Here is a 22,296-nt window from a genome sequence, read left to right as displayed (position 1 = left end):
GGGATCACCGGGTACGTCGCGTCAATGACTGAGTGCACCGTCGGTGACTACCTCCTGCGGCGCCTGCAGGAGGTGGGCGTCCGCCACGTGTTCGGCGTGCCGGGCGACTACCAGCTGGAGTTCCTCGACCAGATCGAGGCCACCGAGGGCCTGTCGTGGGTCGGCAACTGCAACGAGCTCAACGCCGCGTACGCCGCCGACGGCTACGCGCGCCTCAACGGTATCGCCGCGCTCGTCACCACCTTCAGCGTGGGGGAGCTCAGCGCCCTCAACGGCGTCGGCGGCGCCTGCGCCGAGTCGGTCCCCCTGGTCTCCATCGTGGGCACCCCGGCCACGTTCGTCATGCGCCGGCGCCGCCTGGTCCACCACACCCGCGGCGACCGCGACTTCACCCACGCCGCGCGGTGCGCCGCCGAGTACACGGTCGGCCAGGCGATGCTCGACCGCAACAACGCGGCCACCGAGATCGACCGGCTGCTGGGCCTGTGCTGGCTGTGGAAGCGTCCGGTGTACTTCATGCTGCCCTCGGACGTGGCGACCCAGCACATCGACGCGCCGTCGGCCCCGCTGGTCCTGCCGTCGCCGACCAGCGACCCCACGGACCTGGCCGGCTTCGTCGACCAGGCCAGGACCCGGCTGCACCGCGCCGCCTCCGTCGCCATGCTGGTCGGGCACGAGGTGGACCGCTACCGCCTGTCCGCCGAGGTGATCGAGCTGGCCGAGGCGCTGGCCTGCCCGGTGGCCACCCTGAGCAGCGCCAAGGGCGTCTTCCCCGAGCAGCACGACCTCTTCGCCGGCGGCTACGCGGGCGCCCTGAGCGACCCGGCGGTGCGCCGGATCGTGGAGGAGGCCGACTGCCTCATCGCCGCCGGGACGGAGCTCGCCGACTCGGTGACCGGTGGCTTCACCGCCCACCTGGCCCGCGGCCGCGTCATCGAGCTGCACCCGTCGACCGCCACGGTGGCCGGGGTCTGGCACGGCCAGGTGAGCATGCGCGACGCCCTGCGCGCGATGACCGAACCGCCGCAGCGCAAGGCCTTCCCGCGGTACCGCCCGGCTCCCGCGGCGCTGGAGAGCGCCTCGGGGCCGCTGTCGCAGGAGCGCTTCTGGCCGCGGCTGGGCGCCTTCTTCGAGCCGGGTGACGTCATCATCGCCGAGCAGGGCACGTCGTACTTCGGCAGCGCCGACATCCTGCTGCCGACCGACTGCACCTTCATCGGCCAGCCGCTGTGGGGCTCGATCGGGTACACGCTCCCGGCGCTGCTCGGCACGATGCTGGCCGCTCCCGACCGCCGGCACATCCTGCTCATCGGCGACGGCTCGTTCCAGCTGACGGCGCAGGAACTGGCCACGATCCTGCGGCTGCGCCTCAACCCGGTCATCGTGCTGGTCAACAACGAGGGGTACACGGTGGAGCGCTACATCCAGGGGCCGGAGGCGGCGTACAACACCATCGCCCCGTGGCGCTACGACCGGCTGGTCGAGGCCTTCGACCCGTCCGACCGGACGGTGACCCTGCAGGTCAGGACGGAGGAGGAGCTGACGGCGGCGCTGGCCACGGCGGCGGCGGGCCGCGACCGCCCAATCTTCGTCGAGGCCGTCATGCAGCCGCTGGACGCCCCGTCCTCGGCGGTGGCCGTCGGGCGCGCGTTCGCCGCGTCCGACTATCACCGGTTGTAGGCTTCTCGCACCCGAACGGCCGCAGTCTTTCGACTGCGGCCGTTTCCGTGTCCGCCGGACCACCGGCCGGTAACCAGCGCCGCATCGTTGACGTTTCTGTTACGGGCGCATGTCGGCGCCGTTCTTGACACGCTCGTCGGCCCTGGCCAAGATGTAGAAACCAAGCGCTTGTTAGGTTTTGAACCTGGCGACCACTCCACCCGACAGGGGTTTACATGGGCGTTTTTGCGACGGGGTACCGTCGTATCGTCGGCTGTCTGGCGCTCACGGCGCTCGCGGTCGCCGGCTGCGGCGGCAAGGCGGGCGACGACAAACCGAACAACGGGTCGGCCAGCGGCGCCCCGATCATCATCGGCATGGACGAGGACAGCACCGGCTCCGGCGCGTCCTACAGCACCATCGCCGGCAAGACCATCCGGATGGCGATCCAGGACGTCAACAACCAGGGTGGCGTGCTCGGCCGGCCGTTGCAACTCGTGGTCGAGAACGACGAGTCCGACCCGACCAAGACCCCCGCGGTCCTGCAGAAGCTCAAGAGCCAGGGCGCCAAGGCCCTGTTCCTGCAGAGCGGCAGCGCGGCCATCATCCAGGCCAAGTCCACCCTCACCCAGCTCGGCATCCCCGCCATCGCGCCGACCGGCGTCACCGCGACCCTCGTCGCCCCGCCGGACAACGAGCTCATCTACATGCTGGCCAACACGACCACCGACTGGGCCCAGGTGTACTGCGGCGCCTTCAAGGCCGCCGGGATCACCAAGATCGGCGTGCTCACCGACGACACCACGACCATCGCCGCGCTCGACAAGGCCCTGTTCGCCGCCATGACCTGCGTGCAGATCGTGGCCACGGAGAAGGGCGCGGGCAACGCCAGCGACCTGTCCGCCCAGGTGGCCCGGCTCAAGAACGCCAAGCCCGACGCGGTGCTGGTGACCAGCGTCGGCGGCGCGTTCGAGGTGCTGGCCCAGAACACCCTCGGCAGCCAGATGGCCGGCACCAAGCGCTTCTCGCTCGCCTCCATCGGCAACCAGCCTTCCTCCTGGAAGCTCGCCGCGCCCGGCGCGCTCAACGGGCTGATCTTCATGGGCTCCATCAACAACGAGAACCCGCGCACCCAGGCGCTGGTGAAGATGTTGCAGGAGAAGAACGGCAAGGACTACGACATCACCGCGTACGACGCGCAGGCGTGGGACTCGGTGCACCTGCTCAAGCAGGCCATCGAGAAGGCCGGCGGGGTCGACGACCCGAAGAAGCTCAACGAGGCCATCCAGAGCATCAAGGGCTACCCGGCGACGTTCGGTCAGGCCAACTTCACGTTGAGCTTCGGCGCCGACAAGCACCTGGGCGCGGATGGGCCGTGCGGCCTGTCTCTGGTCGAGTTCGGCTCGGACAACAAGCCGAAAGGCCCCTGGGCGACCTTCCAGCCCCCGTGTACCAAGTAACGACCAGCGCGCCACCGAAGACAGAAAGAAGGCGACGTCGTGGGCCAGATGCAGCTGTGGTTGTCCGCGCTGGAGATGGGATGCTTCTTCGGCCTGCTAGCGCTGGCCTATTACCTGGTGCTCGTCGGCGCGGGGTTCTTCAACTTCGCGATCGGGCCCTACGCCATGGTCGGCGGCCTGTGCACCTCGTACCTCGTGCTCTACGAGGACATGAACGTGTGGGCCGCCGCCGCGGTGGGCGTGCTCGCGGCGGCCGCCCTGGCCGTCGTCACGGAGCTGGCGGTGGTACGACAGGTGCAGCGGCGAGCCGGCCGGGGTGAACTGCCGGCGCTGGTCGCTGTGGCCGCGGTGCTCTTCGCCATCCAGCAACTCGGCGGGTATCTCTTCGGCTACACCACCCTGCCGGGCCAGAACCTGTTCACGTTCGACCCGGTGCCGATCGGCGACACGATCGCCCAGCCGAGCACGGTGGTGCTGCTCGGGTTCACCGTGGTGGCCTTCACCGCCGCCGCGCTGTGGATTCGCGCCACCCGCACCGGCCGGCTGCTGCGGGCGGTCGGCGACAGCACCCACGCGGCCGGGCTGCTGGGCCTTCCGGTGAACCGGATCCGGCTCATCGCGTTCCTGGTCTCCGGGCTGCTCGCCGGGATCACCGGCCTGCTGTTCGCGCCCAAGGCCGGGGTCAGCTCGCTGTCCGGGCTGAGCTGGGCGCTGTCGGGCTTCCTGGCCATGGTGGTCGGAGGCACCGGCTCGGTGTGGGCCCCGCTGGCCGGCGGGCTGCTGCTCGGCCTGGTGGAGGTTTTCGTGCCGTACTACTTCGGCGGCCAGTCGCACGTCTACGGCCTGCTGCTGGTGGCTTTGTTGTTCTTCGCCTTCAAGCCAAGCGGGCTGTTCGTCAGAAGGATTCGCGCATGAAGCGGGTACCGGGCTCCTCCGGTTTGGTCTTCGGCATCGTCGGGGCGGCCCTGATCCTCGCCTGGGTCGGCGCCGACGGCTACCGGCAGACCCTCATCACCACCACGGCCACCTACGCGCTCATCGCGCTGGGGATGTACGTGCCGTACCTCATGGCCGGCTCCCTGTCCATGGCATACGGCGCCTACGCGGGCATCGGCGGCTACGCGGTCGGGCTGCTCTCGGCCCGCACCGGCCTGCCGATGGCGCTCGCGTGGGTGGCCGGCCCGGTCGTCGCGGCGGCCGTCGCCGTGCTGCTCGGCCTGGCCACCCGCCGGCTGTCCGGCTTCTTCCTGGCCGCGGTGACGCTGCTGTTCGGCATGGCGTTCACCGCGCTGCTGGTCGACGCCGAGGACCTCTCCGGCGGCTCCGGCGGCCTCGGCTCGCTGCGGCGGCTCAACCTGTTCGGCTGGGAGCCGTCGCACTACCAGATCGTGGTCGGCTCGGTCGTGGTCGTCTGCGTCATCGCGTTCCTGCTCGACCGGCTGCGGATGTCGCCGTGGGGCGTGATCGTGCGGACCATGCGCGATGCGCCCCGCGCCGTCGAGGCGGCCGGGGTGCGGGTCCCGGTGATGAACCTCGTGGCGCTGGCCATCGGCGCCGCGATCGCGGCCGTCGGCGGCGGGCTGTTCACCTACTCGGCCGGCAGCGTCACCCCGGACACCTTCACGCTCAACCTGGTGTTCCTGGCGATCTTCATGCCCCTCATCGGCGGCTCCGCCACCCCGTGGGGCGCGGTGCTCGGCGCGGTCATCGCCGTCGAGCTGACCCTGAACTTCCCGGTCATCGAGACCAGCGGCACGCTCATCCTCGCCCTCGGGGTGCTCGTCATCCTGTTGCTCGCCCCGCAGGGCGTGATCGGCTACGCGAGCCGCCTGGTCCGTCTCGGTGCTCGATTCGTGGGAGGCCGACGTGGCTGAGACCCTCCTGGTCGGCGAGGGCCTGACCAAACGCTACGGCGGTGTGACCGCCCTGCAGGACGTGTCGTTCACGCTCGCGGCCGGCGAGATCCTCGGACTCGTCGGGCCCAACGGCGCCGGCAAGACGACCCTCGTCGACCTCATCTCCGGCGCCCAGCCGGCCACCGAGGGCAGCCTCACCCTGCGGGGCCAGCGGCTGACCGGCTCCGCCGCCCGGCGGGCCAAGGCCGGGCTGGCCCGCACGTTCCAGTACCCCCAACTGGCTCTGGAGCTGAGCGTCGCCGACAACCTGCTCCTCGGCCGGGCGGCCCGCCGCCACGGCAGCGTCGGGAAGATGATCGCGGGCGCCTTCGCCGGCGCGTTGCGCCCGCACCCGGCGGGCGACGCGGAAACGGTCCGCTCGCTCGCCGACGAGCTCGGCATCGACCGGCTCGACCGCCCGGCCGGCGACCTGTCCCTCGGCGAGCAGCGCCTCGTCGAGGTCGGCCGTGCCCTGGGCCAGGACCCGCTCGTGCTGCTGCTCGACGAGCCCTTCGCCGGCTCCGACGCGGGCGGCGTGCACGGCATCGTCGAGGTGATCCGCACCGTGCAGCGGCGTGGCCACGCCGTCATTCTCGTGGACCACAACGTCGATCTCGTCGCCGGCCTGGTCGACCGCATCATGCTGCTCGACCGCGGCCGCAACGTGTTCGACGGCGATCCGCGCGAGTGCCTCGCCAGCCCGCAGATGCAGCAGGTGTACTTCGGGGTCGCCGAACCTTCGGATGAGGACGTTTCCCATGTCGTCTCATGAACTGCGCCTGGAATCGCTGACCGTCCGCTACGGCCACGCCGGCGCCCTCACCGGCCTGGACCTGACGGCTCCCGGCGGTGTGGTGACCGCCCTCGTCGGCCCGAACGGTGCGGGCAAGAGCAGCGCGCTGCTGGCCGCTTACGGTTCGGTGCCGTCGACCGGCCGCGTGTACCTCGACGGCGAGGACGTCAGCCGCCTGAAGCCCGCGGCCCGCGCCCGCGCCGGCCTGGCCATCGTCCCGCAGGGCCGCCAGCTGTTCCCCAAGCTGAACGTGGCCGACAACCTGCAGGTGATGGCCGAGCTGCTGAAGCTGCCCCGCTCCGCCGTCGACAACGCGCTCGACCGCTTCCCGATCCTGCGCACCCGCCTGCGCAGCCTGGTCGGCGTGCTCTCCGGCGGCGAGCAGCAGATGCTGGTCGTGTCCCGGGCCCTCATGGGCTCCCCGCGGGTGCTGCTGCTCGACGAGATGATGACCGGCCTGGCCCCGCTCGTGGTCCAGGAACTGCTGCGCACGGTCACCCAGCTGGCCGGCGAGGGCGTCGCGGTCCTCATGGCCGAGCCGGCCCTGGGCGCGGTCCGCGGCGCCGTGGAGCGCGGCTACGTGCTGGTCCGCGGCGAGGTCGTGGCCGCGAGCGAGGACGGCGGCAAGGCGCTGGACGCGGCCTACCAGGCCAAGATGGGCGTGCTGAAGACCGCCGTGGGGTAGACGGCCCTTCCGCGCGGCGCTCCCTCCCCCCATCGGGTATGTTGACATCAATCAATGTACTCGTGGGGGGAGGACGCCATGCGCAACGTGCACGTCGTCGGGCGGCGGGTGCTCGCCACCATCATCGACCTCGTCGTCGCCGGGCTGTTCGGCGCCGCCCTGCTGCCGGTCTTCGGCGAGGACATGCAGGCGGGGGACTTCAGCTACACCGCGCTGAGCAACACCGGCAGGTTCGTGGTGCTGCTCTTCATCATCGTGTACCACGGGGTGCTGGAAGGGATCACCGGCCGCACGCTGGGCAAGCTGGCGACCGGCATCCGCGTGGTCGACGAGGCCACCGGCGCCACGCCCGGGCTCGGCAAGGCCTTCCTCCGCAACGTGCTGCTCGTCGTCGACGGCCTGTTCATCTACCTGGTCGCCATGATCGTCATCCTCACGAACGACCGCCGCCGCCGGCTCGGGGACATGGCCGCCAAGACCCTGGTCGTGCGGGCCTAGCCCGCCGGCCGTGGGTTCGCGCCGACGTGGCCGCTGACCAACTACGACTTCCTCCAGGTGGCTGGGCGGGCTCAACGCCGACGACTTCGGCGGCGACTTTTGTGAAGGTTGCCGCCGCCATCCCGGGTGTCACGGCGATTTCGCGCTGGCCGCTCAGTCGAGACAGAACTCGTTTCCCTCGACGTCCTGCATCACGAGGCACGACTCGTTGACGCCGTCGGCGCGCAGCAGACGCACGCGGACCGCGCCGAGCGGGATCAGGCGAGCGCACTCGGCCTCAAGGGCAGCCACGCGCTCCTCACCGACGAGCCCGGTACCGACCCGCACGTCAAGGTGCAGCCGATTCTTCACGACCTTGCCTTCGGGAACCCGCTGAAAGAACAGTCGCGGACCCACCCCCGAGGGATCAACGCAGGCGAACGCCGAACCCTGCCGCTCCGGTGGCAACGCGCGATTGAAATCGTCCCAGCTGGCGAACCCCCGAGGTGGCGGCGGCACGACGTACCCCAGCACCTCGCACCAGAAACGAGCGACGCGCTCAGGTTCCGCGCAGTCGAAGGTGATCTGGAACTGCTTGATCGCTGCCATCGGACCACCATAGAGAAGGGTCCTCGTCGGCTCCATGGATATGCGCAGCACGAGCTGTTCCGGCGGCGCGACGCCAGCATCAGGGGCAGGAAAAGGCGGCCATGTATCACGGTGCGTCACCTGCAGCGATGTACGCCGGCGCGCCCGCGGCGGCACGTGAGTGCGTCCCATCCTACCTATTCGCTATCGCTAGACGCCGCCTTCCTGGAGTGCCGCGACGACTGGGGTTCCGGCCTCCATGAGGGGCTGGGCTGGGCTGGGCCGAGTCTGGGTTGCACCCACCAGGATGCCGGGGCGCCCGATGACGAGGCGAGCCTTGTATAACCCCGGTGTATACCGTGAGATTCTATCCTGAGCGTATATACCGCGATTATATACTCGGGGTATAGTCGCGCGGTGAAGATCTCTTCGACGGTGTTCCGCTTGGTCGGGCCGCAGCCGAGTCACAGGTACCAGCACGCCGTTCTTCGCGGTGGTGACCGGTGAGGAGTCCGACCGCTTGCCTGAACCTCGCCACCGTCCTGGTGGTCATCGCGGTGGCCGCGGCGCCGGCGACGGCGACGCTGATGGCCGTGCCGGACGTCGTCCGGGTGACATCGCCACAGGGCATCGAGGCGTGGCGCGCGGACAGCCGGCACCTGCCCGACCCGGAGCGGGACGATCCCACCACCGTCCAGCGGTTCCTGGCCGGCGCCGATCCGGTCGAGCAGCGGGAGCTGGCCGAGGCGTACCCCGGCCTGGTGGGCAACCTCGACGGCGCGCCGCCGGCCCTGCGGTACGCGGCGAACCAACGGGCGATGGACGCGGCCGGCGCGCCATACCAGGGGCGGTCGGGGCAGTACCTGCTGTTCGACCTGCGCGGCCAGGGCAACGTGGCGCAGGTCTTCGGTGACCTCTCGACGGCGGATCGCATCGCCGTCCTGGTGCCCGGCGGGGGCAACCGGGCGGACAACTTCTGGCGCGGCGTCGGTGGCAAGCCGTTCCGCTCGCCGTCCGTGCAGGCATCCGACCTCTACCAGGCCGCCCGCCGGCACGGGTCGGTCGCCGACCGGTTCGCGGTCGTCGCCTGGCTCGGCTACGACGCACCCGACGGCTTGGACGCCTCCGCCGCCCGGGAGGACCTGGCACGGACCGGCGCCGCGGCACTGGACCGGTTCGTGACCGGCCTGACCGCTATCCGTCCACAAGCGACGGTCGCGCTGCTGGGGCACAGCTACGGCTCGACCGTGATCGGCCTCGCCGCGCACCGCCTGCCGAGGCAGGTGACCGACATCGCGGTGTTCGGCAGCCCGGGCATGGGTGTTGGCGACGTGTCGCAGCTCGGCACGAGCGCGCGCGTCTGGGCCGGAATGTCCCGCCACGATGTGATGCGGTGGGTGCCCGGCCTGCGACTGTTCGGGCTCGGCCACTCCACGCAGCCGACGGACCCCGACTTCGGCGCAACCGTCTTCAGCACCGACGGCGTGGCGGACCACGACCACTACCTCGCCCCCGGGACCGATGCGCAGGCCGAGTTGACCAGCATTGCCATGTTCGGCACCGACAGTAGGGGGGCCAAATGACCATGGCACCGAGCCGAACCGCCGAGTCTCCGGCCCGGGGATGGGCGGCACGGATCGCGGCGGGCACTCCCGCGCACCGCGACCGCACCATCGACGCGCTGCGGGCCGTGGCCATCATCGGGGTGATCCTCGGACACTGGATGGTCTCCGCCGTCGTGAGCGACCAGGACCACACATCGGCGTTGCACGGCGCGAGCCCGTTGTCGCACTCGCCGCAGCTGGCACCGGCGAGCTGGTTCCTGCAGACGCTGGGCCCGTTCTTCTTCGCCGGGGGATACGCGTCGGCGCGCGGCCTCGCCAACCGCCGGTCCCTGCCGTGGCTGAGTCTCCGCCTCTCCCGACTGGCACGGCCGGTGCTGGCGTTGGCCGCCGTATGGGTGCCAGCCATGCTGCTGCTGGCCGCCGTCGGCGCGCCGGACAGTACGCGACACGTAACCCGCTCACTGGTGTCGCATCCGCTGTGGTTCCTGCTGGTGTACATCGTGCTGACCGCGTTTGCGCCGTTGCTGCGTCCGCTCGTCGTCCGGGCCGGGGCATGGGCTGTGCTGCCGATGGTGGCGCTGGTCGCGCTGACCGACGCGGTCCGACCCCACGGCCTGCCGCTCTGGTGGGAGCTGCTCGCCGTGCTGGCGGCATGGATGGTGCCGTACATGCTGGGGATCGCGCTGTCCGAGAGCCGCCTGGACCGGCGGGCCGGGACGGTGCTGCTCGCACTGGGTGTGTTCGGCGGTGCCGTGCTGCTGCTCGGAGCCGGATACCCGGCCAGCGCCGTCGGTGTTCCCGGGGACCGCTGGTCAAACCTCGACCCGCCGTCCCTGTTCGCCATGGCCCTGGCCTTCGCACAGCTCGGCGTGTTCCTGCTGCTGCGCCCGTGGCTGGCCAGGCTGCTGCGCCGGCCGGCCGCCTGGGCGCCGGTCGCCGGGCTCAACCTGAACGCAATGACCCTGTTCTGCTGGCACCAGACCGCGCTCCTGCTGGTCACGTTCGCCGGCCTGCTCGTCGGCCCGCTGCCCGGGCTGCTCGACGAGCCCGACGGCTCCTGGCCGCTGCACCGCCTTGCCTGGCTGCCGCTGTTCGCGCTCGTCCTCGTCGGCCTGAACCGAGTGTTCCACCGCTTCGAGTCCGCCGGAGGTCCTCGTCGCAGTCCCGGGCCCACAAAGCCGGTGAGCCCGTGAGGGCTCACCCGGCCGCCAGCATTGACTGCTTCCCCCGCGCCGGCTCGGTGCGCATCGCGTGCTCGTCGGCACGGTGAGATCGTGCTACAACCTGCGGCATGACGTGGCGCGATGTGGCCCGGCGGGAGCCGGCCAGCACCAGGTAGCGGCCTTCCTCGTCCTCGGAAGGATTCGCCACGATCAGATCTCACCTTCCGTGAGTGTCGGCCGGGCGCCACTTTGTTGCGCTCCCGCAAGGTTGCACGCGTGCTGCGCGGCCGGGCAAGTGGCGCCGTGCCGTCAGGTCACCGACTGAGCCGACGCCGCCGGGGAGCTCAGCCGGGCGTCCCGTACCGCGCGGGCCGTCAGCGCCACGATCGCCGCGAGCAGACAGATGCCGCCACACCCCGTGAAGAACACGGCGGAGCCCCACAGGTCGACGATGAAGCCGACCGCGGGGAAGAGCACGGGCGACAGTCCCAACGTGAACAGCGTGGTCACCGAGGTCACCCGCCCCAGGTAGTCGGGGTCGACCACTGTCTGGACCAGGGCGCCCGTGACCGCCATGGTGACGCCGCTCGCCACGCCGACCAGGCCGCTGAAGACGATCGCGGCGACCAGTGTGCCGGCGTTTCCCAGCGCGGCCGTGGCCGCCGCGGTGACGAGCAGCGACAGGCCGATGGTCTGCCCGGCGCGTGGGATAGTGGCGCCCACGGTGAGCAGCAGCGACGCTCCCGTGGCGCCGATGCTGAAGGCGCTGGCGATCCATCCCATGCCGGAGGTGGACCACCCGCGCTCGTCGGCCAGCAGCACCAGCCCGGCTCCCACCGGGCCGCTGAAGCACATTTCACTCAGCCCCACCACCGCGATCAGTGGCATGAGGGCCTTGTGCCCGCGGATATAGCGCAAGCCGTCCCGCAGGCCGTGTCTCCCGTTCGCCGTGTGCTCGGCGGAGTCCGGCCGGGCGGTGACCCGTACTGTGAAGAGCAGCAGCAGTGACGCGGCGAACAGCACGCCGGAGGTCACGAACCCACCCCCTGTGCCGAAGGCCGCCAGCACCCCGCCGGCGAGCACCGGGCCCACGGCGTTGCTGAGCCGGATGGACAGGAGGCGCATGCCCTGGATCCGCACCAGCTCGCCCGATTTGGCGATACGCGGCGGGAACGCGCCGACGGCGGGCATGAACAGCGCGTCCACCGTGCCGAAGACCGCCGCGACGATCGCCAACTGCCAGATGTGCAGGGGCGCGACGAGTGCGACCGAGGCCATCACGAAAATGATCACGCACCGGGTCGCGTCGCTGACGATGGCGACCGGCCGCGGGCCGAACCGGTCGGCGACGACACCGCCGAACAGCAGGAGCACGGCCCGGGGCAGCGCACCGGCGGCGATGACCAGGCCGGCCTGCGAAGGGCCGGCCAACTGTGTCGCGGCCCAGGTCAGGCTGAGGAAGTACACCAGGTCCCCGGTCACCGAGGCGGTGTAGGCGGTCAGCCAGCTCAGGACATTCAGGTCGCGGTAGGCGGGTCGCGCGGGCGCGGTCCTCTCGACGGTCATGAGGGGTCCTGCTCGAGGCCCACGGTGCCGGGAACCGGGAACAGCTGGAACTGCGCGGCCAGCGGTACCGGCGCGGTGGTGCGGTCGGTCTCCCGGTCGCGGTAGCGCGCCACCACCGCCAAGACGTCGTCCTTCAGGCGAACGGCGTCCGCCGGGGTGAGGTGCAGCAGCACGTCGCTGAAGACGCTGGCATTCGCCCACTGCTGCGGCAGCAGCGGCACCTCGTCGGCCACCTGGCGTAGGAGTTCGGCCCGGGCCAGGACGACGGCCCGGGTGTAGGCCCGACTCGCCTGCTCGTCCTCCGGAGCGGCCGCCGCCGGGTCGTGGATCGACTGTTGGTGGGCGGCCTGCCACCAGAGTTCGCGTCCCGTCCCCTGCCCGACCACCTCGAAGATGAACCCGTGGGCCGCCAACTGTCGCAGGTGGTAACTGGCCGTGCCGGGCAGGATATTGAGTTCGCGCGCAACCCGGCTGGCGGTGGAGGGCCCCCGCTGGCGCAGCGTACTGAGGACGTTCAGACGTACCGGATGGGCGAGCGCGCGCAGCCGCGCCCGGTCGAGGTGGATGTCCTGTTGTGCAGGGCCGTGTGACGGTCCGGAATCTCGGGACTCACTGGACATGCATTGGAAGATAACGGCCCGGCGGTCATGTCACAAGAGTTCTTGTGACATGAGGTAACGTCGGTTCTGCGCCTGATCTGGTTCGCGGCCGCGTTCGTCGCGTTCTGCGGTGAGGGCGGCGTTGGCCTGGGCGACCAGTCGGGAGGAAAGGTTCGCGGGCGCGGCGCCGAACGCGGAGACGATGGCCTCGTGGATGCCGCGGACGCCGATCATCGGGTTGGCTGGTGCGCTGACCAAGAACGTTCACCGGGTTTGAGTGTCACGCGGCTTTCGATCGTGGGCGTCCCCAGCGTTGTTGGCGTTCGCTGCGGATGCGGATGCGGGCACGTTCGCGGCGTTGTGCGGCCAGGACGTCGGGGTGGCGAATCGTGCTGGAGGTCGACGGCCAGACACACTACGAGTGAACGTGAGGACGAAGACGGCCAGCAGCGTTGGTTGCTGGATGACAACGAGTACGCGCGAACCGTGGCTGCCAGTCGTGACCTTACCCTCGCCGGTTACGAGGTTTACCGGTTCGGGACGAACGAACTTCAGCGCGAGGACCGGGCACGCCCCCTGGTCACAGCATTCTCGGCGTCGTACAGGGGTGCGAGGGTCGCGACCGGCCGTGGGGATCCTTCTCGCTTCTGCCGATCTTGCTAAGGTCCACACATGTCAGGGCTGGGGCGCCGACACCATCGAGAGCTGCTGGTCTCCGACCTTGATGGAACGCTCCTTCGACCAGACGCGACCTTGAGCGCGTTCACGGTCAGCGTGGTCAACGAGTACATCGCCGGTGGTGGACTGTTCACCTATGCGACAGCCCGGTCCTACACCTCTGCCGCACGCGTGACCGCGCCGTTGCGGCTGCGGCTTCCGGTCATGACGTACGGCGGCGTGGTCGTCGTGGACCCGGTGACCGGGCAGGCCCGTCAGGCGCAGTTTCTGCCGGCCGCGTTGGTGGAGGAGGTGTTTCGCCTTACCGAGGGTTCACGGCTCGTGCAACCGATTGTGTACGTCATTCGGGAGGGCAGGGACCGTGCCTGCTGGCTGGCCGACCGGATCACCCCTGGAGTGGCAAACTTTCTGCGTGCGCGACCCGGCGATCCCCGGCTGCTGCCCCTTTCCACCCGGGACGACATCGATGCGGCATCGGTGTTCTATGTCTCCTTGATCGGCGACCGGCAGCCGTTGCACGAACTCTTCGAGCTGCTCTCTGACGCGCCGGGCGGCTGCCACTTCGTCCTCGCCGAGGACATCTACTCGGCCGGGCAATGGTGGCTGGAGCTGACCTCCGGTACCAAGGCCGCCGCGGTTGCTGCGTTGAAGGCCGAGGTAGCGGCAGAAACGGTGACGTGCTTCGGTGATCAGCTCAACGACCTGCCGATGTTCGCGGTCGCCGACACCGCGCTGGCGGTCGCGAACGCTGCGCCCGAGGTCCGCGCGGCCGCCACACAGGTGATCGGCGCCAACACCGACGACGGCGTGGCCCGCTGGATCGCCGCAACCGCGACATCAGCCGATCCGCTGAACTCCGGCGGCGCCGGTCCCGTTCCGGTGCAGGTCGGGCACCGGCGTTCCGCCGGACGGGGCGGCTCCCGGCCCGCCGTCAGGTGACGGGCGTCCGCCCAGGATGGTGCGGACAGCGTCGTGGAGCTGCGGCCCTACGGCGGTGCTGGGATCGACGAGCAGAGCGGCTGCACATCGGCCGCAGCTGCTATGTGCCGCTCCGTGTGTAGGCGGCCAGGATCGTCTCGGAGATGAAATGCGGTGCGTCAGCCCGGTCCAGTTGGCCAGCGGCCACATCGAGGGCTGCGCCATGCAGGACGTGGTGCAGGACGCTCACCAGCCAGTCGGCTGGGAGATCGGTGCGGAAGACCCCCTCGGCCTGGCCGCGCCGGATCAGGTCGTCGACACGCTGTGCGGGTTTGGCGTGGAGTTCCTGCACCCGTCCGGGCGGCAACGACGCCAGGGCCGCTTCCAGGACTGCGCTTGCCTGGGCGAGCAGCAGCCAGCTTGATCTGATCAGGACGTTGAGCGCTTCCCGGGGGTCGCCGGTGAGGTCCAGACCCCCGAGGACCTTCTCCCCTTCGGACAGAACTCGCATGACCGCGGCCTCTACGAGGGCCTCTCGCGACGGGAAATGCCCGTACAGGGTCACCCGGCCCACCCCGGCCGCCTGAGCGATTTCGCTCACGCTGGCATCGGCGTTCCGGCTCAGGCAGGCCACGGCTGCGCCAAGAATCTTGTCCACGTTCTGGCGGGCGTCAGCCCTGCGGGCCCCTGAGTGAGACATGCAACCCCTTCAAGTCAAACACCTATGTACGAGTTATCGTAGCGGACACAACTCGAACACATCTGTTTGACTTACTGAAGGAGCTGATCGTCGTGGTCGAGTCCGTGACCGCAGCCAGTCCGCCCCGCGAACCCCACCCGAAGCGCTGGAAGATCCTCGGACTTGTCGGTATCGCGCAGCTGATGCTGATCCTGGACGTCACCGTTGTCGCGATCGCCTTGCCGCATATGGGCGCGGACCTCGGGCTGCAGCGGGGAACCCTCACCTGGGTGGTGAGCGGATACACCCTCACCTTCGGCGGCCTGCTCCTCCTCGGGGGCCGCGCCGCCGACCTGTTCGGGGCCCGGCGCCTCCTGCTCACCGGGCTCCTGCTGTTCGCCGCCGCGTCCCTGACCGCAGGCCTCGCGGCCACCGGGCCCGTGCTGCTGGGCGGTCGCGTCGCGCAGGGGCTCGCCGCAGCGATCCTGTCCCCAGCCGCGCTGTCACTGGTCGTCACCATCTTCGACGGCGACGAGCGCAACAAGGCCCTCGGGATCTGGTCCGCACTCGGCGGCAGTGGCGCCGCACTCGGAGTCCTCCTCGGCGGCCTGTTGACCGCCGGACCCGGCTGGCCCTGGGTGTTCTACGTCAACGTGCCGGTGGGCCTCGTACTCCTGCTCATGCTCCGAACGCAACTCCCACCACAGCCGCCGGCGGGCGTACGGGACCGACTCGACGTGCCTGGCGCGGCGCTGGTGACAGCAGCCACCGGATCCCTGCTCTACGCGGTGATCGGGGCGGCAGACCGGGGCTGGGGCAGCGCGACGACCCTGATGCTCGTAGCGGCCGCTGTGCTCCTCTACGGCGGGTTCGTCGCCCGTCAGCGTCTGGCCGCCAGCCCGCTCATGGACATACGGCTTCTGCTTCGCCGACCGGTGGCCACCGGAACGCTGTTGATTCTCGTCGCGACCGCTCTCATGATCAGTGTCTTCTTCCTCGGCACGTTCTACCTGCAGGACCATCAGGGGTACGGCGCGCTGCAGGCCGGCCTGCTCTTCCTGCCCGTGGCGCTCGCGACCATGCTCGGGGCGAACGCTGCCGGCCGAGTCATCGGCCGTACGGGTCCGCGTCCTCTCGGCGTCCTGAGCCTTCTCGTTGCCGCGGCAGGCATGGCGATCCCCGCCCTATCGGACGGGACGGTCGCCATGGTGACCGGGGTCAGCGTCGCCGCGGCAGGGACCGGCGCCGTCTTCGTCGTCGCCTCCGCCACCGCGTTGGGGCAGGTCACTCCACAGGAATCCGGACTCGCCTCCGGACTCGTCAGCACCTTTCACGAGTTCGGTGCGTCACTCGGCGCAGCATTGGTATCGAGCATCGCTGCCGCGAGCATCACCGGAGCCACCACGGCCGGCTTCACCCGCGGCTTCACCGCCGGTGCCATCCTGGCCACTGCCGCCGCTCTGCTAGCCCTTATCCTCACGCCAAGCCACCGCACCGACCACTGACCCGGCAGTGGGCGCCGGTGGCGATCCCACCGGCGCCCCGCCCGCCGTGCGCACCAACCGCGGCGAGCATGAAACGACCAGCACGATCGTGGCCTATCCGCGAACCGGGCATCGCCCCGGCTGCGGCGATGAGTGCCGCCCGACAAGCGCTTCTGCCGGCGGCCCGGGTCCGCCCCGGCCTGCGGCTACACGCCCGCCCTGATGGGCCCGCCGACCGCTCAGCCGGCCATGCGCCGGCTGCGCGCGTAGTGCCGGGCGGCCTTGGCCCGGTTACCGCAGCCGGCCATCGAACACCAGCGGCGATTTGCCTTCGGGCTGGTGTCGTAGAAGTGCAGGACGCAGTCCGGGTTGGCGCAGTGCCGCAGCCGGTCGGGGTGCTCCGCCAGCAGGGTGAGGTAGTTGTCCGCCGCATGCCAGGCCGCTTCGTGTGCCGGGTCGTCGACCCGCACCACGGTTGCCGGCCCGTCCGGCCCGACGCTGCGCGTGATGTGGCCCCAGGCGAGTACGGCGTTCAGGCCGGCGAGAGCCGTCGGGGAGGACGGGTCGGTGATGTGGGCCCGTATCGCCTCGCGGGCTACGAGCAGTGCTTGGCGGGCGGGCTCGGTGGTCGACCAGTGGGAGCGGTTGTTGCTGGCGAGCCAGAGCCGCATCCCCGCCAGGTCACCGAGCAGGTCGTGTTGTCCCTCGGCATCCACCCAAATCGTGTTGAGCAGGTCCACACCGAGCGGCTCCCCGACGAGCGGGCGTGGATCGTGCGGCCGGTCCTTGTCGCTCACGCCCACCACCCTAACCCATGAGAGCAACTTGACCGGTTGAGTTTCTAACCCTTAATGTGGCTATCACCGGTTAGAAGTGTCGGAAGGATCCGGCGCGCCGGCCAGGAGGTGTCACATGACCACGACCACCGCACCGACCGCCCTGAAGACCGGGCACGTCGGGCTCAACGTCACCGACCTTGCCCGCTCGATCGACTTCTACCGGTCGGTGTTCGGGCTCGACCTGCAGGCCGAGGGCGCGGAGGAGGGGCGACGCTTTGCGTTTCTCGGCCGGGACGGGCACCTGCTCGTGACGCTCTGGCAGCAGTCCGGCGGCCGTTTCGCCACCGACCGTCCCGGACTGCACCACCTGTCGTTCCAGGTGGAGACGATCGCCGAGGTGCAGGCCGTCCAGGCGACCTTGCGGGCGCTCGGCGCCGAGTTCGCGTACGACGGTGTCGTTCCGCACGGCGAGGGGGCGTCCTCCGGCGGGGTGTTCTTCACCGACCCCGACGGCATCCGGCTCGAGGTGTACGCGCCGACCGGCGCGGACGTGGTCGCCGCCCCGGTCAGCGGCGCTCCCACCTGCGGCTTCTTCTAGGCCCGCCCGGTGGTGCCGGCCCAGGTGCTCCGGGCCGGCGCCACCGCCGTTCCAACCGCCCGTGTCGAAGAGAGGCTGTGATGGCCCAGTACCACCCCGGGGAACTCGCCGCGCAGCGGCGGGCCGGACTTGCCCAGCAGGCGGAGCATTCCCGCCTTGCGATCGGCGCGACGCTGCCGCCGCCGGCCGTGCAGTTCCTGACCGAGCAGCCCATGATCGTCATCGGCGCGGCGGACGACGACGGGCGCATGTGGGCGACCCTGCTCACCGGGCCGGCCGGTTTCATCAGCGCCCCCGACGAGCGGACCATCGACATCGAAGCTCGACCGGTGCCCGGTGATCCGCTCACTTCCGCTCTCGCCCAGCCGGCCCAGGTGGGCTCGATCGCGATCGAGCCCGGCACCCGGCGCCGGATGCGGCTCAACGGCGCCAGCCAACCCAGGCCCGGCGGGCTCCGGGTCAGGGCCGAGCAGGTGTACGCCAACTGCCCCAAGTACATCCAGCAGCGGACCCCGCAGCGCGCCACCGACGCCCCACCGCCCGCGCCACCGCTCGTCGGCGAGGTGCTCACCCCGGGCCAGCAGGAGACCGTCCGGCGGGCCGACACCTTCTTCGTCGCCACCCGATCCGCGGCGGGCGCGTGCGACGCCTCACACCGGGGCGGCAACCCCGGCTTTGTGCAGGTGCTCTCGCCCGACCGGTTGCGCTGGCCGGACTACATCGGCAACGCGATGATGATGACGCTCGGCAATCTCCAGCAGGACCCGGCCGCCGGCCTGCTGCTCGTCGACTGGCTCTCCGGTACGGCGCTGCACCTCACCGGGACCGCTGAGGTCGAATGGGACTCGGCTGTCCCGCTGCCCGGCGCGCAGCGGGTGGTCGACTTCCACGTCGAGCGCGTAGTCCAGATCGACCACGCCAGCCCCTTCACCTGGAGCGCGCCGAAGTACTCGCGCTTCAACCCCACCCTCGACCTGGAGGCGGACAAGCCATGACCGTAATCGTCGACCTTGACCTGTGCCAGAACCACGGACAGTGCGTGTACGCCGCTCCCGAGGTGTTCGCGTTCGACGAGGACGAGATCCTGACGTACCACCCGGAGCCGCCGCAGTCGCAGCACGACAAGGTGCGTACCGCCGTCACCGCCTGCCCCGTCCGCGCCATTCATCTGGTGGGCGGGCCATGAGCCCCCTGCGCCGGGTCGTGGTGGTCGGCGCCTCACTCGCCGGGCTACGCGCCGCCGAGGCACTGCGCCGCTCCGGCTACGCGGGCGAACTCGTGCTGGTCGGCGACGAGCCACATCTGCCGTACGACCGCCCCCCGCTCACCAAGCAGCTGCTCACCGGCGGGTGGCGACCCGAGCAGACCACGCTGCCCGTTGCACCGGGGCTCGACGTCACATGGCGGCTGGGCGTACCGGCCGGCGGACTCGACGTGTCCGCCCACACGGTGCACCTCGCCGACGGCGCCAGGCTCCACTACGACGGCGTGGTGCTCGCCACCGGCGCCCGCGCCCGGCCCTGGCCGGGCCCGACGACCCCGGCCGGCGTACACACCATCCGGGGCCTCGACGACGCGGCGGCGGTGGCCGAGACGCTGCCCCGTGCCCGCCGGCTGCTCGTCGTCGGCGCCGGCTTCCTCGGCGGCGAGGTGGCCGCGGCGGCCCGGGCTATCGGCGTCGCGGTGACCCTCGTTGAGCCCCGGGATTGGCCGCTGCTCGGGCCCGCCGGCCCGCACGTCGGGCGGTTCGTGGCCGCCCTGCACCGGGCGAACGGCGTCGACCTGCGACTCGGCGCCGGGGTACGACGCTTCACCGGCAATGGCCGGGGCGAGCTGACCGGAGCCGAACTGACCGACGGCACCAACGTCGAGGCGGACCTGGCTGTCCTCGCGCTCGGCGCCAAGCCGAACATCGAATGGCTCGCCGGGTCCGGTCTGGTCACCGACGGGGGGCTGGTCTGCGACGAGTACTGCCGGCCCCTCCGGGACGACGGACGGCCCGCCCCGCATGTGGTTGCCGCCGGCGACCTGACCCGGTGGCCGCACCCGCTGGCCGGCAACGAGCTGATCTCGCTCGGGCACTGGAGCAACGCCGCCGAGCAGGCCGACGCCGCAGCGCAGACCCTGCTCCAGCCCGACACCACCCCCCGCTACCGGCCAGTGCCGTCGTTCTGGTCCGACCTGTACGGCGTCCGAATGCGCTCAGTCGGGCTGCCGCACCTCGCCGACACCAGCGAGACGGCCGAGCACGACGAAGCCAACCACCGCCTCGTCGTCACCTACCGCCGGAACGGCCAACTCGTCGGCGCGCTCACCGCCAACCGGACCAGCCGGCTCGCCCCCTTTCGCGCCGAGATCCAGCGCCGTCTCACCAGCATGGACCCATCGCCCCTCCCTGTCTGAGGCGTGCCAACGAGAAGCTCACGCGCGATCCTGGGTGGGGGCCGCGGGGAAAGGAGCGCCCGGCAGGCCGGGCCGCGGGAGCCGGTCACCGGACTCGCCGGTGCCGGCACCATGGCGCCGTGGAGGCGGGGGAAGATCCGGTAACGGGGGAGGCCGGCATGCACAGCGGCTGCGTTGCGCAACCGGTTTCGGCGCTGGGTGGCGCGTACCGTGCGGACCAGGCGCGCGCCGGAATGGTGGTGCCCCCAATCGGCGAGCGTCGGGGACACCACATGCTCAACCGAGGTTTCCGATGGCTGCGTTGCTACCGATCAACGGGCGGCTGACACCGCGTCGGGCCGACGCCGTGCAGCCGGCGACGCCCCACTTGATCGTCACCTGGGTGGAACTGCCGGCCGGCACCCGGTTCAGGTCGAAGCCGAACGTGCTGCCAGCGCCCCACGTCAGCCAGTCGCTCTCACCGTTGTCGGCATCGAACCAGCCCCATCCGCTGGTTGACGACGGCCCACACGAGCTGACCGACCCGACCACGTGGACGTGCGGATCCCACGGCGACGCGGACGCCGGCACACTGCCCGCACTGACGACGACAAACGTGGCGACCGCTGAAATCGCGGCAGTGGTCACCCGCTCTTGGATGCGGTTCATCCAACCTCCTCGTTGATTCGTCAACCGTTTCGAGGTATGGCACGACATCGGAAAGCCCGCCCGTTCTCTCTCGGACCGGTCTCAATCGGACCATCGACGAGCCCGGACTTGCAGGTCCGATCATCCAACGCGGTATCCGCCCATCGACAGGACAGGAAGCCTCTGCCTCGCCGAGCCGGTCACCGTCTGTGACGAGCACTGGCCGGCCGCCGCGCACCAACGGCGGCAGATGTGCGCACTCGGCGTCGTTCGAGTGTTGCTGTTTGGGCGCGCGGCACGGGTATGGTCGCGGGGCATGAGCACCGATGGTGATGCTGCGCTCGCCCGACTGCTGCACAGTCTCGTGAGGGATCTGCTTGGTTGGCTGAGTCAATATCCGGACGACCGGGTCGACCCGAAGGCGGTGGCCTCGATCCGGCGGAGCATCGACTGGGTGATCGAGCGGCTTCCGGACGAGCAGCGCCACCGCCTCGCGGCAGGTGACCCGGACCCGGCGTCGCTGGAAACCGTCACCGGCCTGCTCGTCGACCTCGTGTGGTGGCTGGATACCTGCGATGACAACGAGGTTGATCCGGACGTAGCGGTCAAACTCCTGGAGGGTGGCGCCGCCGACATCGATGCGCTGCCAGAAGGACAACGTGAGCGTCTGCTTGAGGTTCTCGACCAAATGACCACCTCGGAACAGCACGACGGCCGGCGGTACAAGTTGCGCTGCTTCCCTTACGAGATGGGACTTGTCGAGGAGGAACCCGACGACGAGGAGCCATCGGTCCGTGAGTGGGTCTGGCCCGAAGCTCGGACGACAGGGTCACCTCCGGCCGAATGAGCTGAACAAGCCGCGCACCGAGAGGCGGACGACACCGACGCCACCCGGCCCGATCAGCCACGCTCAAGGCATCCGCACATCGGCAGTTGCGGGTGTCCGAGCGCTGGCCCGGCTCGTCACGCTACGTTTGCGCGCGCCTCGCGGCAGATCAGGACATTTCCAGAGGGGCGAGCGACGTACTCGCCAGCGCCCTGGCCCTCGGTGATGACTTGGTGTCTCTCGGGCCATCGAACTTGACGCATGCCCGTATGGTGGCCTTGCCGCGTCGCGGTTCCGTCAACTCGCCCGGAAAAGTCGCCCGGCCTACGGAGGCGCTGTGATGTTCGACGACGTGTTCTGGTACATCGTCATATTCCTGTTCCTCTTCGGCGGCAGTGCCGCCGGGTTCGTCCAGCACCTCCAGTCCCGCCGGCACAAGTTCAAGTTGGCGATGGCCAAGGAAAAGGTCAAGCTGGAGCAGGCGAAGGCGAAGCTGGCTGAGGAGCAGAACCGGCAGACCGCGCTGGAGCTACGCAAGGCAGAGCTGGAGATCGAACGCTATGACCGGCGGCTCCCCGGCATGCTATCGGTTCCACTCACCGACAGCGGAACCGACAACGGCGTGGAAGAGGCGCCGTAGCCGAATCTCTGCCGACCGCCGCCACCCATTGGCATACCCGGTCTCCGGTGTTCACGAGTGCTGCCGGGCCGCGAAGCTGTATCACAGTCGGCGCTGGGACGGCATGGGGTACCCGCACATCGGCTACTTATAGAATTTGATCTACGACCTCAACCCGGCCAGGTTGGGTCGAGGTGGCCGACGGGATCGCTCTCATCATCGGCTGTCCACGGCA

25 protein-coding genes are annotated in these 22,296 nt (G+C 70.2%); 17 read left to right on the top strand and 8 right to left on the bottom strand.

Annotated elements, in window-relative coordinates; genetic code table 11:
- The first annotated feature begins 24 nt into the window (after positions 1–24).
- The 7 genes from AB0M46_RS27985 to AB0M46_RS27955 all read left to right on the top strand — a co-directional run bounded on the left by AB0M46_RS27985 (position 25) and on the right by AB0M46_RS27955 (position 6,990).
- Positions 25–1,680: an alpha-keto acid decarboxylase family protein gene (locus tag AB0M46_RS27985; protein WP_363340583.1), complete on the top strand. Its 1,656-nt coding sequence runs from the start codon at positions 25–27 to the stop codon at positions 1,678–1,680.
- A 215-nt stretch (positions 1,681–1,895) separates the two neighbouring features.
- Positions 1,896–3,119, top strand: a complete 1,224-nt coding sequence (locus AB0M46_RS27980) for an ABC transporter substrate-binding protein (protein WP_363340581.1) — start codon at positions 1,896–1,898, stop codon at positions 3,117–3,119.
- A 48-nt stretch (positions 3,120–3,167) separates the two neighbouring features.
- Positions 3,168–4,034 carry a branched-chain amino acid ABC transporter permease gene (locus AB0M46_RS27975; RefSeq protein ID WP_363340671.1) on the top strand — a complete coding sequence of 289 codons (867 nt, stop codon included), beginning with the start codon at positions 3,168–3,170 and terminating at the stop codon, positions 4,032–4,034.
- Positions 4,031–4,993: a branched-chain amino acid ABC transporter permease gene (locus AB0M46_RS27970; protein WP_363340579.1), complete on the top strand. Its 963-nt coding sequence runs from the start codon at positions 4,031–4,033 to the stop codon at positions 4,991–4,993. Before AB0M46_RS27975 ends, AB0M46_RS27970 begins: the two co-directional genes overlap by 4 nt.
- Positions 4,986–5,786: an ATP-binding cassette domain-containing protein gene (locus AB0M46_RS27965; protein WP_363340577.1), complete on the top strand. Its 801-nt coding sequence runs from the start codon at positions 4,986–4,988 to the stop codon at positions 5,784–5,786. The genes AB0M46_RS27970 and AB0M46_RS27965 overlap by 8 nt, the downstream gene beginning before the upstream one ends.
- Positions 5,773–6,492: an ATP-binding cassette domain-containing protein gene (locus tag AB0M46_RS27960; protein ID WP_363340575.1), complete on the top strand. Its 720-nt coding sequence runs from the start codon at positions 5,773–5,775 to the stop codon at positions 6,490–6,492. Before AB0M46_RS27965 ends, AB0M46_RS27960 begins: the two co-directional genes overlap by 14 nt.
- Before the next feature lie 54 nt (positions 6,493–6,546).
- Positions 6,547–6,990: an RDD family protein gene (locus AB0M46_RS27955; RefSeq protein ID WP_363340573.1), complete on the top strand. Its 444-nt coding sequence runs from the start codon at positions 6,547–6,549 to the stop codon at positions 6,988–6,990.
- Positions 6,991–7,143: 153 nt separating this feature from the next.
- Here AB0M46_RS27955 and AB0M46_RS27950 read toward each other — a convergent pair whose 3' ends face one another.
- Positions 7,144–7,578 (bottom strand): VOC family protein, encoded by a 435-nt coding sequence (locus AB0M46_RS27950; RefSeq protein ID WP_363340571.1) that lies wholly within the window; start codon positions 7,576–7,578, stop codon positions 7,144–7,146.
- A gap of 482 nt (positions 7,579–8,060) precedes the next feature.
- Between AB0M46_RS27950 and AB0M46_RS27945 the strand changes: the two genes are divergently transcribed.
- Together AB0M46_RS27945 and AB0M46_RS27940 are read left to right on the top strand one after the other, a co-directional pair.
- Positions 8,061–9,140 carry an alpha/beta hydrolase gene (locus AB0M46_RS27945; protein ID WP_363340569.1) on the top strand — a complete coding sequence of 360 codons (1,080 nt, stop codon included), beginning with the start codon at positions 8,061–8,063 and terminating at the stop codon, positions 9,138–9,140.
- Complete coding sequence (locus AB0M46_RS27940; RefSeq protein ID WP_363340567.1) at positions 9,137–10,315, top strand: acyltransferase; 1,179 nt, start codon at positions 9,137–9,139, stop codon at positions 10,313–10,315. The genes AB0M46_RS27945 and AB0M46_RS27940 overlap by 4 nt, the downstream gene beginning before the upstream one ends.
- 4 nt (positions 10,316–10,319) lie before the next feature.
- Here the strand turns inward: AB0M46_RS27940 and AB0M46_RS27935 are convergent, their stop codons facing one another.
- The 4 genes from AB0M46_RS27935 to AB0M46_RS27920 all read right to left on the bottom strand — a co-directional run bounded on the left by AB0M46_RS27935 (position 10,320) and on the right by AB0M46_RS27920 (position 12,684).
- Complete coding sequence (locus AB0M46_RS27935; RefSeq protein WP_363340565.1) at positions 10,320–10,493, bottom strand: hypothetical protein; 174 nt, start codon at positions 10,491–10,493, stop codon at positions 10,320–10,322.
- Between the two features lie 101 nt (positions 10,494–10,594).
- On the bottom strand, positions 10,595–11,851 hold the full coding sequence (locus AB0M46_RS27930; RefSeq protein WP_363340562.1) for an MFS transporter: 1,257 nt from the start codon (positions 11,849–11,851) through the stop codon (positions 10,595–10,597).
- Positions 11,848–12,471: a helix-turn-helix domain-containing protein gene (locus tag AB0M46_RS27925; protein WP_363340560.1), complete on the bottom strand. Its 624-nt coding sequence runs from the start codon at positions 12,469–12,471 to the stop codon at positions 11,848–11,850. Before AB0M46_RS27925 ends, AB0M46_RS27930 begins: the two co-directional genes overlap by 4 nt.
- 30 nt (positions 12,472–12,501) lie before the next feature.
- A complete protein-coding gene (locus AB0M46_RS27920) occupies positions 12,502–12,684 on the bottom strand; it encodes a hypothetical protein (RefSeq protein ID WP_363340558.1) in 183 nt (60 codons plus the stop codon).
- 438 nt (positions 12,685–13,122) lie between these two features.
- On the opposite strand from AB0M46_RS27920, the gene AB0M46_RS27915 reads away from it, so the two are divergent.
- Positions 13,123–14,067 (top strand): HAD hydrolase family protein, encoded by a 945-nt coding sequence (locus AB0M46_RS27915; RefSeq protein WP_363340556.1) that lies wholly within the window; start codon positions 13,123–13,125, stop codon positions 14,065–14,067.
- 100 nt (positions 14,068–14,167) lie between these two features.
- Here AB0M46_RS27915 and AB0M46_RS27910 read toward each other — a convergent pair whose 3' ends face one another.
- Complete coding sequence (locus AB0M46_RS27910; protein WP_363340554.1) at positions 14,168–14,704, bottom strand: TetR/AcrR family transcriptional regulator; 537 nt, start codon at positions 14,702–14,704, stop codon at positions 14,168–14,170.
- A gap of 134 nt (positions 14,705–14,838) precedes the next feature.
- On the opposite strand from AB0M46_RS27910, the gene AB0M46_RS27905 reads away from it, so the two are divergent.
- Complete coding sequence (locus tag AB0M46_RS27905) at positions 14,839–16,230, top strand: MFS transporter (RefSeq protein WP_363340552.1); 1,392 nt, start codon at positions 14,839–14,841, stop codon at positions 16,228–16,230.
- 218 nt (positions 16,231–16,448) lie between these two features.
- Here the strand turns inward: AB0M46_RS27905 and AB0M46_RS27900 are convergent, their stop codons facing one another.
- Positions 16,449–17,006 carry a CGNR zinc finger domain-containing protein gene (locus tag AB0M46_RS27900; RefSeq protein WP_363340550.1) on the bottom strand — a complete coding sequence of 186 codons (558 nt, stop codon included), beginning with the start codon at positions 17,004–17,006 and terminating at the stop codon, positions 16,449–16,451.
- 115 nt (positions 17,007–17,121) lie between these two features.
- On the opposite strand from AB0M46_RS27900, the gene AB0M46_RS27895 reads away from it, so the two are divergent.
- The 4 genes from AB0M46_RS27895 (at position 17,122) to AB0M46_RS27880 (ending at position 19,989) form a co-directional block, all read left to right on the top strand.
- The gene (locus AB0M46_RS27895; protein ID WP_363340548.1) at positions 17,122–17,586 is read left to right on the top strand and encodes a VOC family protein; all 465 of its coding nucleotides are present in this window, start codon (positions 17,122–17,124) and stop codon (positions 17,584–17,586) included.
- Between the two features lie 80 nt (positions 17,587–17,666).
- Positions 17,667–18,581, top strand: coding sequence for a pyridoxamine 5'-phosphate oxidase family protein (locus AB0M46_RS27890; protein WP_363340546.1), 915 nt, complete (start codon positions 17,667–17,669; stop codon positions 18,579–18,581).
- On the top strand, positions 18,578–18,772 hold the full coding sequence (locus AB0M46_RS27885; RefSeq protein WP_363340544.1) for a ferredoxin: 195 nt from the start codon (positions 18,578–18,580) through the stop codon (positions 18,770–18,772). Before AB0M46_RS27890 ends, AB0M46_RS27885 begins: the two co-directional genes overlap by 4 nt.
- A complete protein-coding gene (locus tag AB0M46_RS27880; protein WP_363340541.1) occupies positions 18,769–19,989 on the top strand; it encodes an FAD-dependent oxidoreductase in 1,221 nt (406 codons plus the stop codon). The genes AB0M46_RS27885 and AB0M46_RS27880 overlap by 4 nt, the downstream gene beginning before the upstream one ends.
- Positions 19,990–20,265: 276 nt before the next feature.
- Here AB0M46_RS27880 and AB0M46_RS27875 read toward each other — a convergent pair whose 3' ends face one another.
- A complete protein-coding gene (locus AB0M46_RS27875; RefSeq protein WP_363340539.1) occupies positions 20,266–20,637 on the bottom strand; it encodes a hypothetical protein in 372 nt (123 codons plus the stop codon).
- 295 nt (positions 20,638–20,932) lie between these two features.
- On the opposite strand from AB0M46_RS27875, the gene AB0M46_RS27870 reads away from it, so the two are divergent.
- Positions 20,933–21,463 carry a hypothetical protein gene (locus AB0M46_RS27870; RefSeq protein WP_363340537.1) on the top strand — a complete coding sequence of 177 codons (531 nt, stop codon included), beginning with the start codon at positions 20,933–20,935 and terminating at the stop codon, positions 21,461–21,463.
- Positions 21,464–21,779: 316 nt separating this feature from the next.
- Positions 21,780–22,082 carry a hypothetical protein gene (locus AB0M46_RS27865; protein WP_363340535.1) on the top strand — a complete coding sequence of 101 codons (303 nt, stop codon included), beginning with the start codon at positions 21,780–21,782 and terminating at the stop codon, positions 22,080–22,082.
- Positions 22,083–22,296 lie beyond the last annotated feature (214 nt).

Origin of the sequence: Dactylosporangium sp. NPDC051485 (genome assembly GCF_040682015.1) — a bacterium.
GTDB lineage: Bacteria > Actinomycetota > Actinomycetes > Mycobacteriales > Micromonosporaceae > Dactylosporangium.
This window is presented reverse-complemented; position numbering and strand designations above follow the sequence as displayed.

Coding starts and splice junctions, on each gene's coding strand:
- AB0M46_RS27985 (WP_363340583.1), top strand. CDS start 25: ATGACTGAGTGCACCGTCGGTGACTACCTCCTGCGGCGCCTGCAGGAG.
- AB0M46_RS27980 (WP_363340581.1), top strand. CDS start 1,896: ATGGGCGTTTTTGCGACGGGGTACCGTCGTATCGTCGGCTGTCTGGCG.
- AB0M46_RS27975 (WP_363340671.1), top strand. CDS start 3,168: ATGCAGCTGTGGTTGTCCGCGCTGGAGATGGGATGCTTCTTCGGCCTG.
- AB0M46_RS27970 (WP_363340579.1), top strand. CDS start 4,031: ATGAAGCGGGTACCGGGCTCCTCCGGTTTGGTCTTCGGCATCGTCGGG.
- AB0M46_RS27960 (WP_363340575.1), top strand. CDS start 5,773: ATGTCGTCTCATGAACTGCGCCTGGAATCGCTGACCGTCCGCTACGGC.
- AB0M46_RS27955 (WP_363340573.1), top strand. CDS start 6,547: ATGTACTCGTGGGGGGAGGACGCCATGCGCAACGTGCACGTCGTCGGG.
- AB0M46_RS27950 (WP_363340571.1), bottom strand. CDS start 7,578: ATGGCAGCGATCAAGCAGTTCCAGATCACCTTCGACTGCGCGGAACCT.
- AB0M46_RS27940 (WP_363340567.1), top strand. CDS start 9,137: ATGACCATGGCACCGAGCCGAACCGCCGAGTCTCCGGCCCGGGGATGG.
- AB0M46_RS27930 (WP_363340562.1), bottom strand. CDS start 11,851: ATGACCGTCGAGAGGACCGCGCCCGCGCGACCCGCCTACCGCGACCTG.
- AB0M46_RS27925 (WP_363340560.1), bottom strand. CDS start 12,471: ATGTCCAGTGAGTCCCGAGATTCCGGACCGTCACACGGCCCTGCACAA.
- AB0M46_RS27920 (WP_363340558.1), bottom strand. CDS start 12,684: ATGATCGGCGTCCGCGGCATCCACGAGGCCATCGTCTCCGCGTTCGGC.
- AB0M46_RS27915 (WP_363340556.1), top strand. CDS start 13,123: ATGTCAGGGCTGGGGCGCCGACACCATCGAGAGCTGCTGGTCTCCGAC.
- AB0M46_RS27895 (WP_363340548.1), top strand. CDS start 17,122: ATGACCACGACCACCGCACCGACCGCCCTGAAGACCGGGCACGTCGGG.
- AB0M46_RS27890 (WP_363340546.1), top strand. CDS start 17,667: ATGGCCCAGTACCACCCCGGGGAACTCGCCGCGCAGCGGCGGGCCGGA.
- AB0M46_RS27885 (WP_363340544.1), top strand. CDS start 18,578: ATGACCGTAATCGTCGACCTTGACCTGTGCCAGAACCACGGACAGTGC.
- AB0M46_RS27880 (WP_363340541.1), top strand. CDS start 18,769: ATGAGCCCCCTGCGCCGGGTCGTGGTGGTCGGCGCCTCACTCGCCGGG.
- AB0M46_RS27875 (WP_363340539.1), bottom strand. CDS start 20,637: ATGAACCGCATCCAAGAGCGGGTGACCACTGCCGCGATTTCAGCGGTC.
- AB0M46_RS27870 (WP_363340537.1), top strand. CDS start 20,933: ATGAGCACCGATGGTGATGCTGCGCTCGCCCGACTGCTGCACAGTCTC.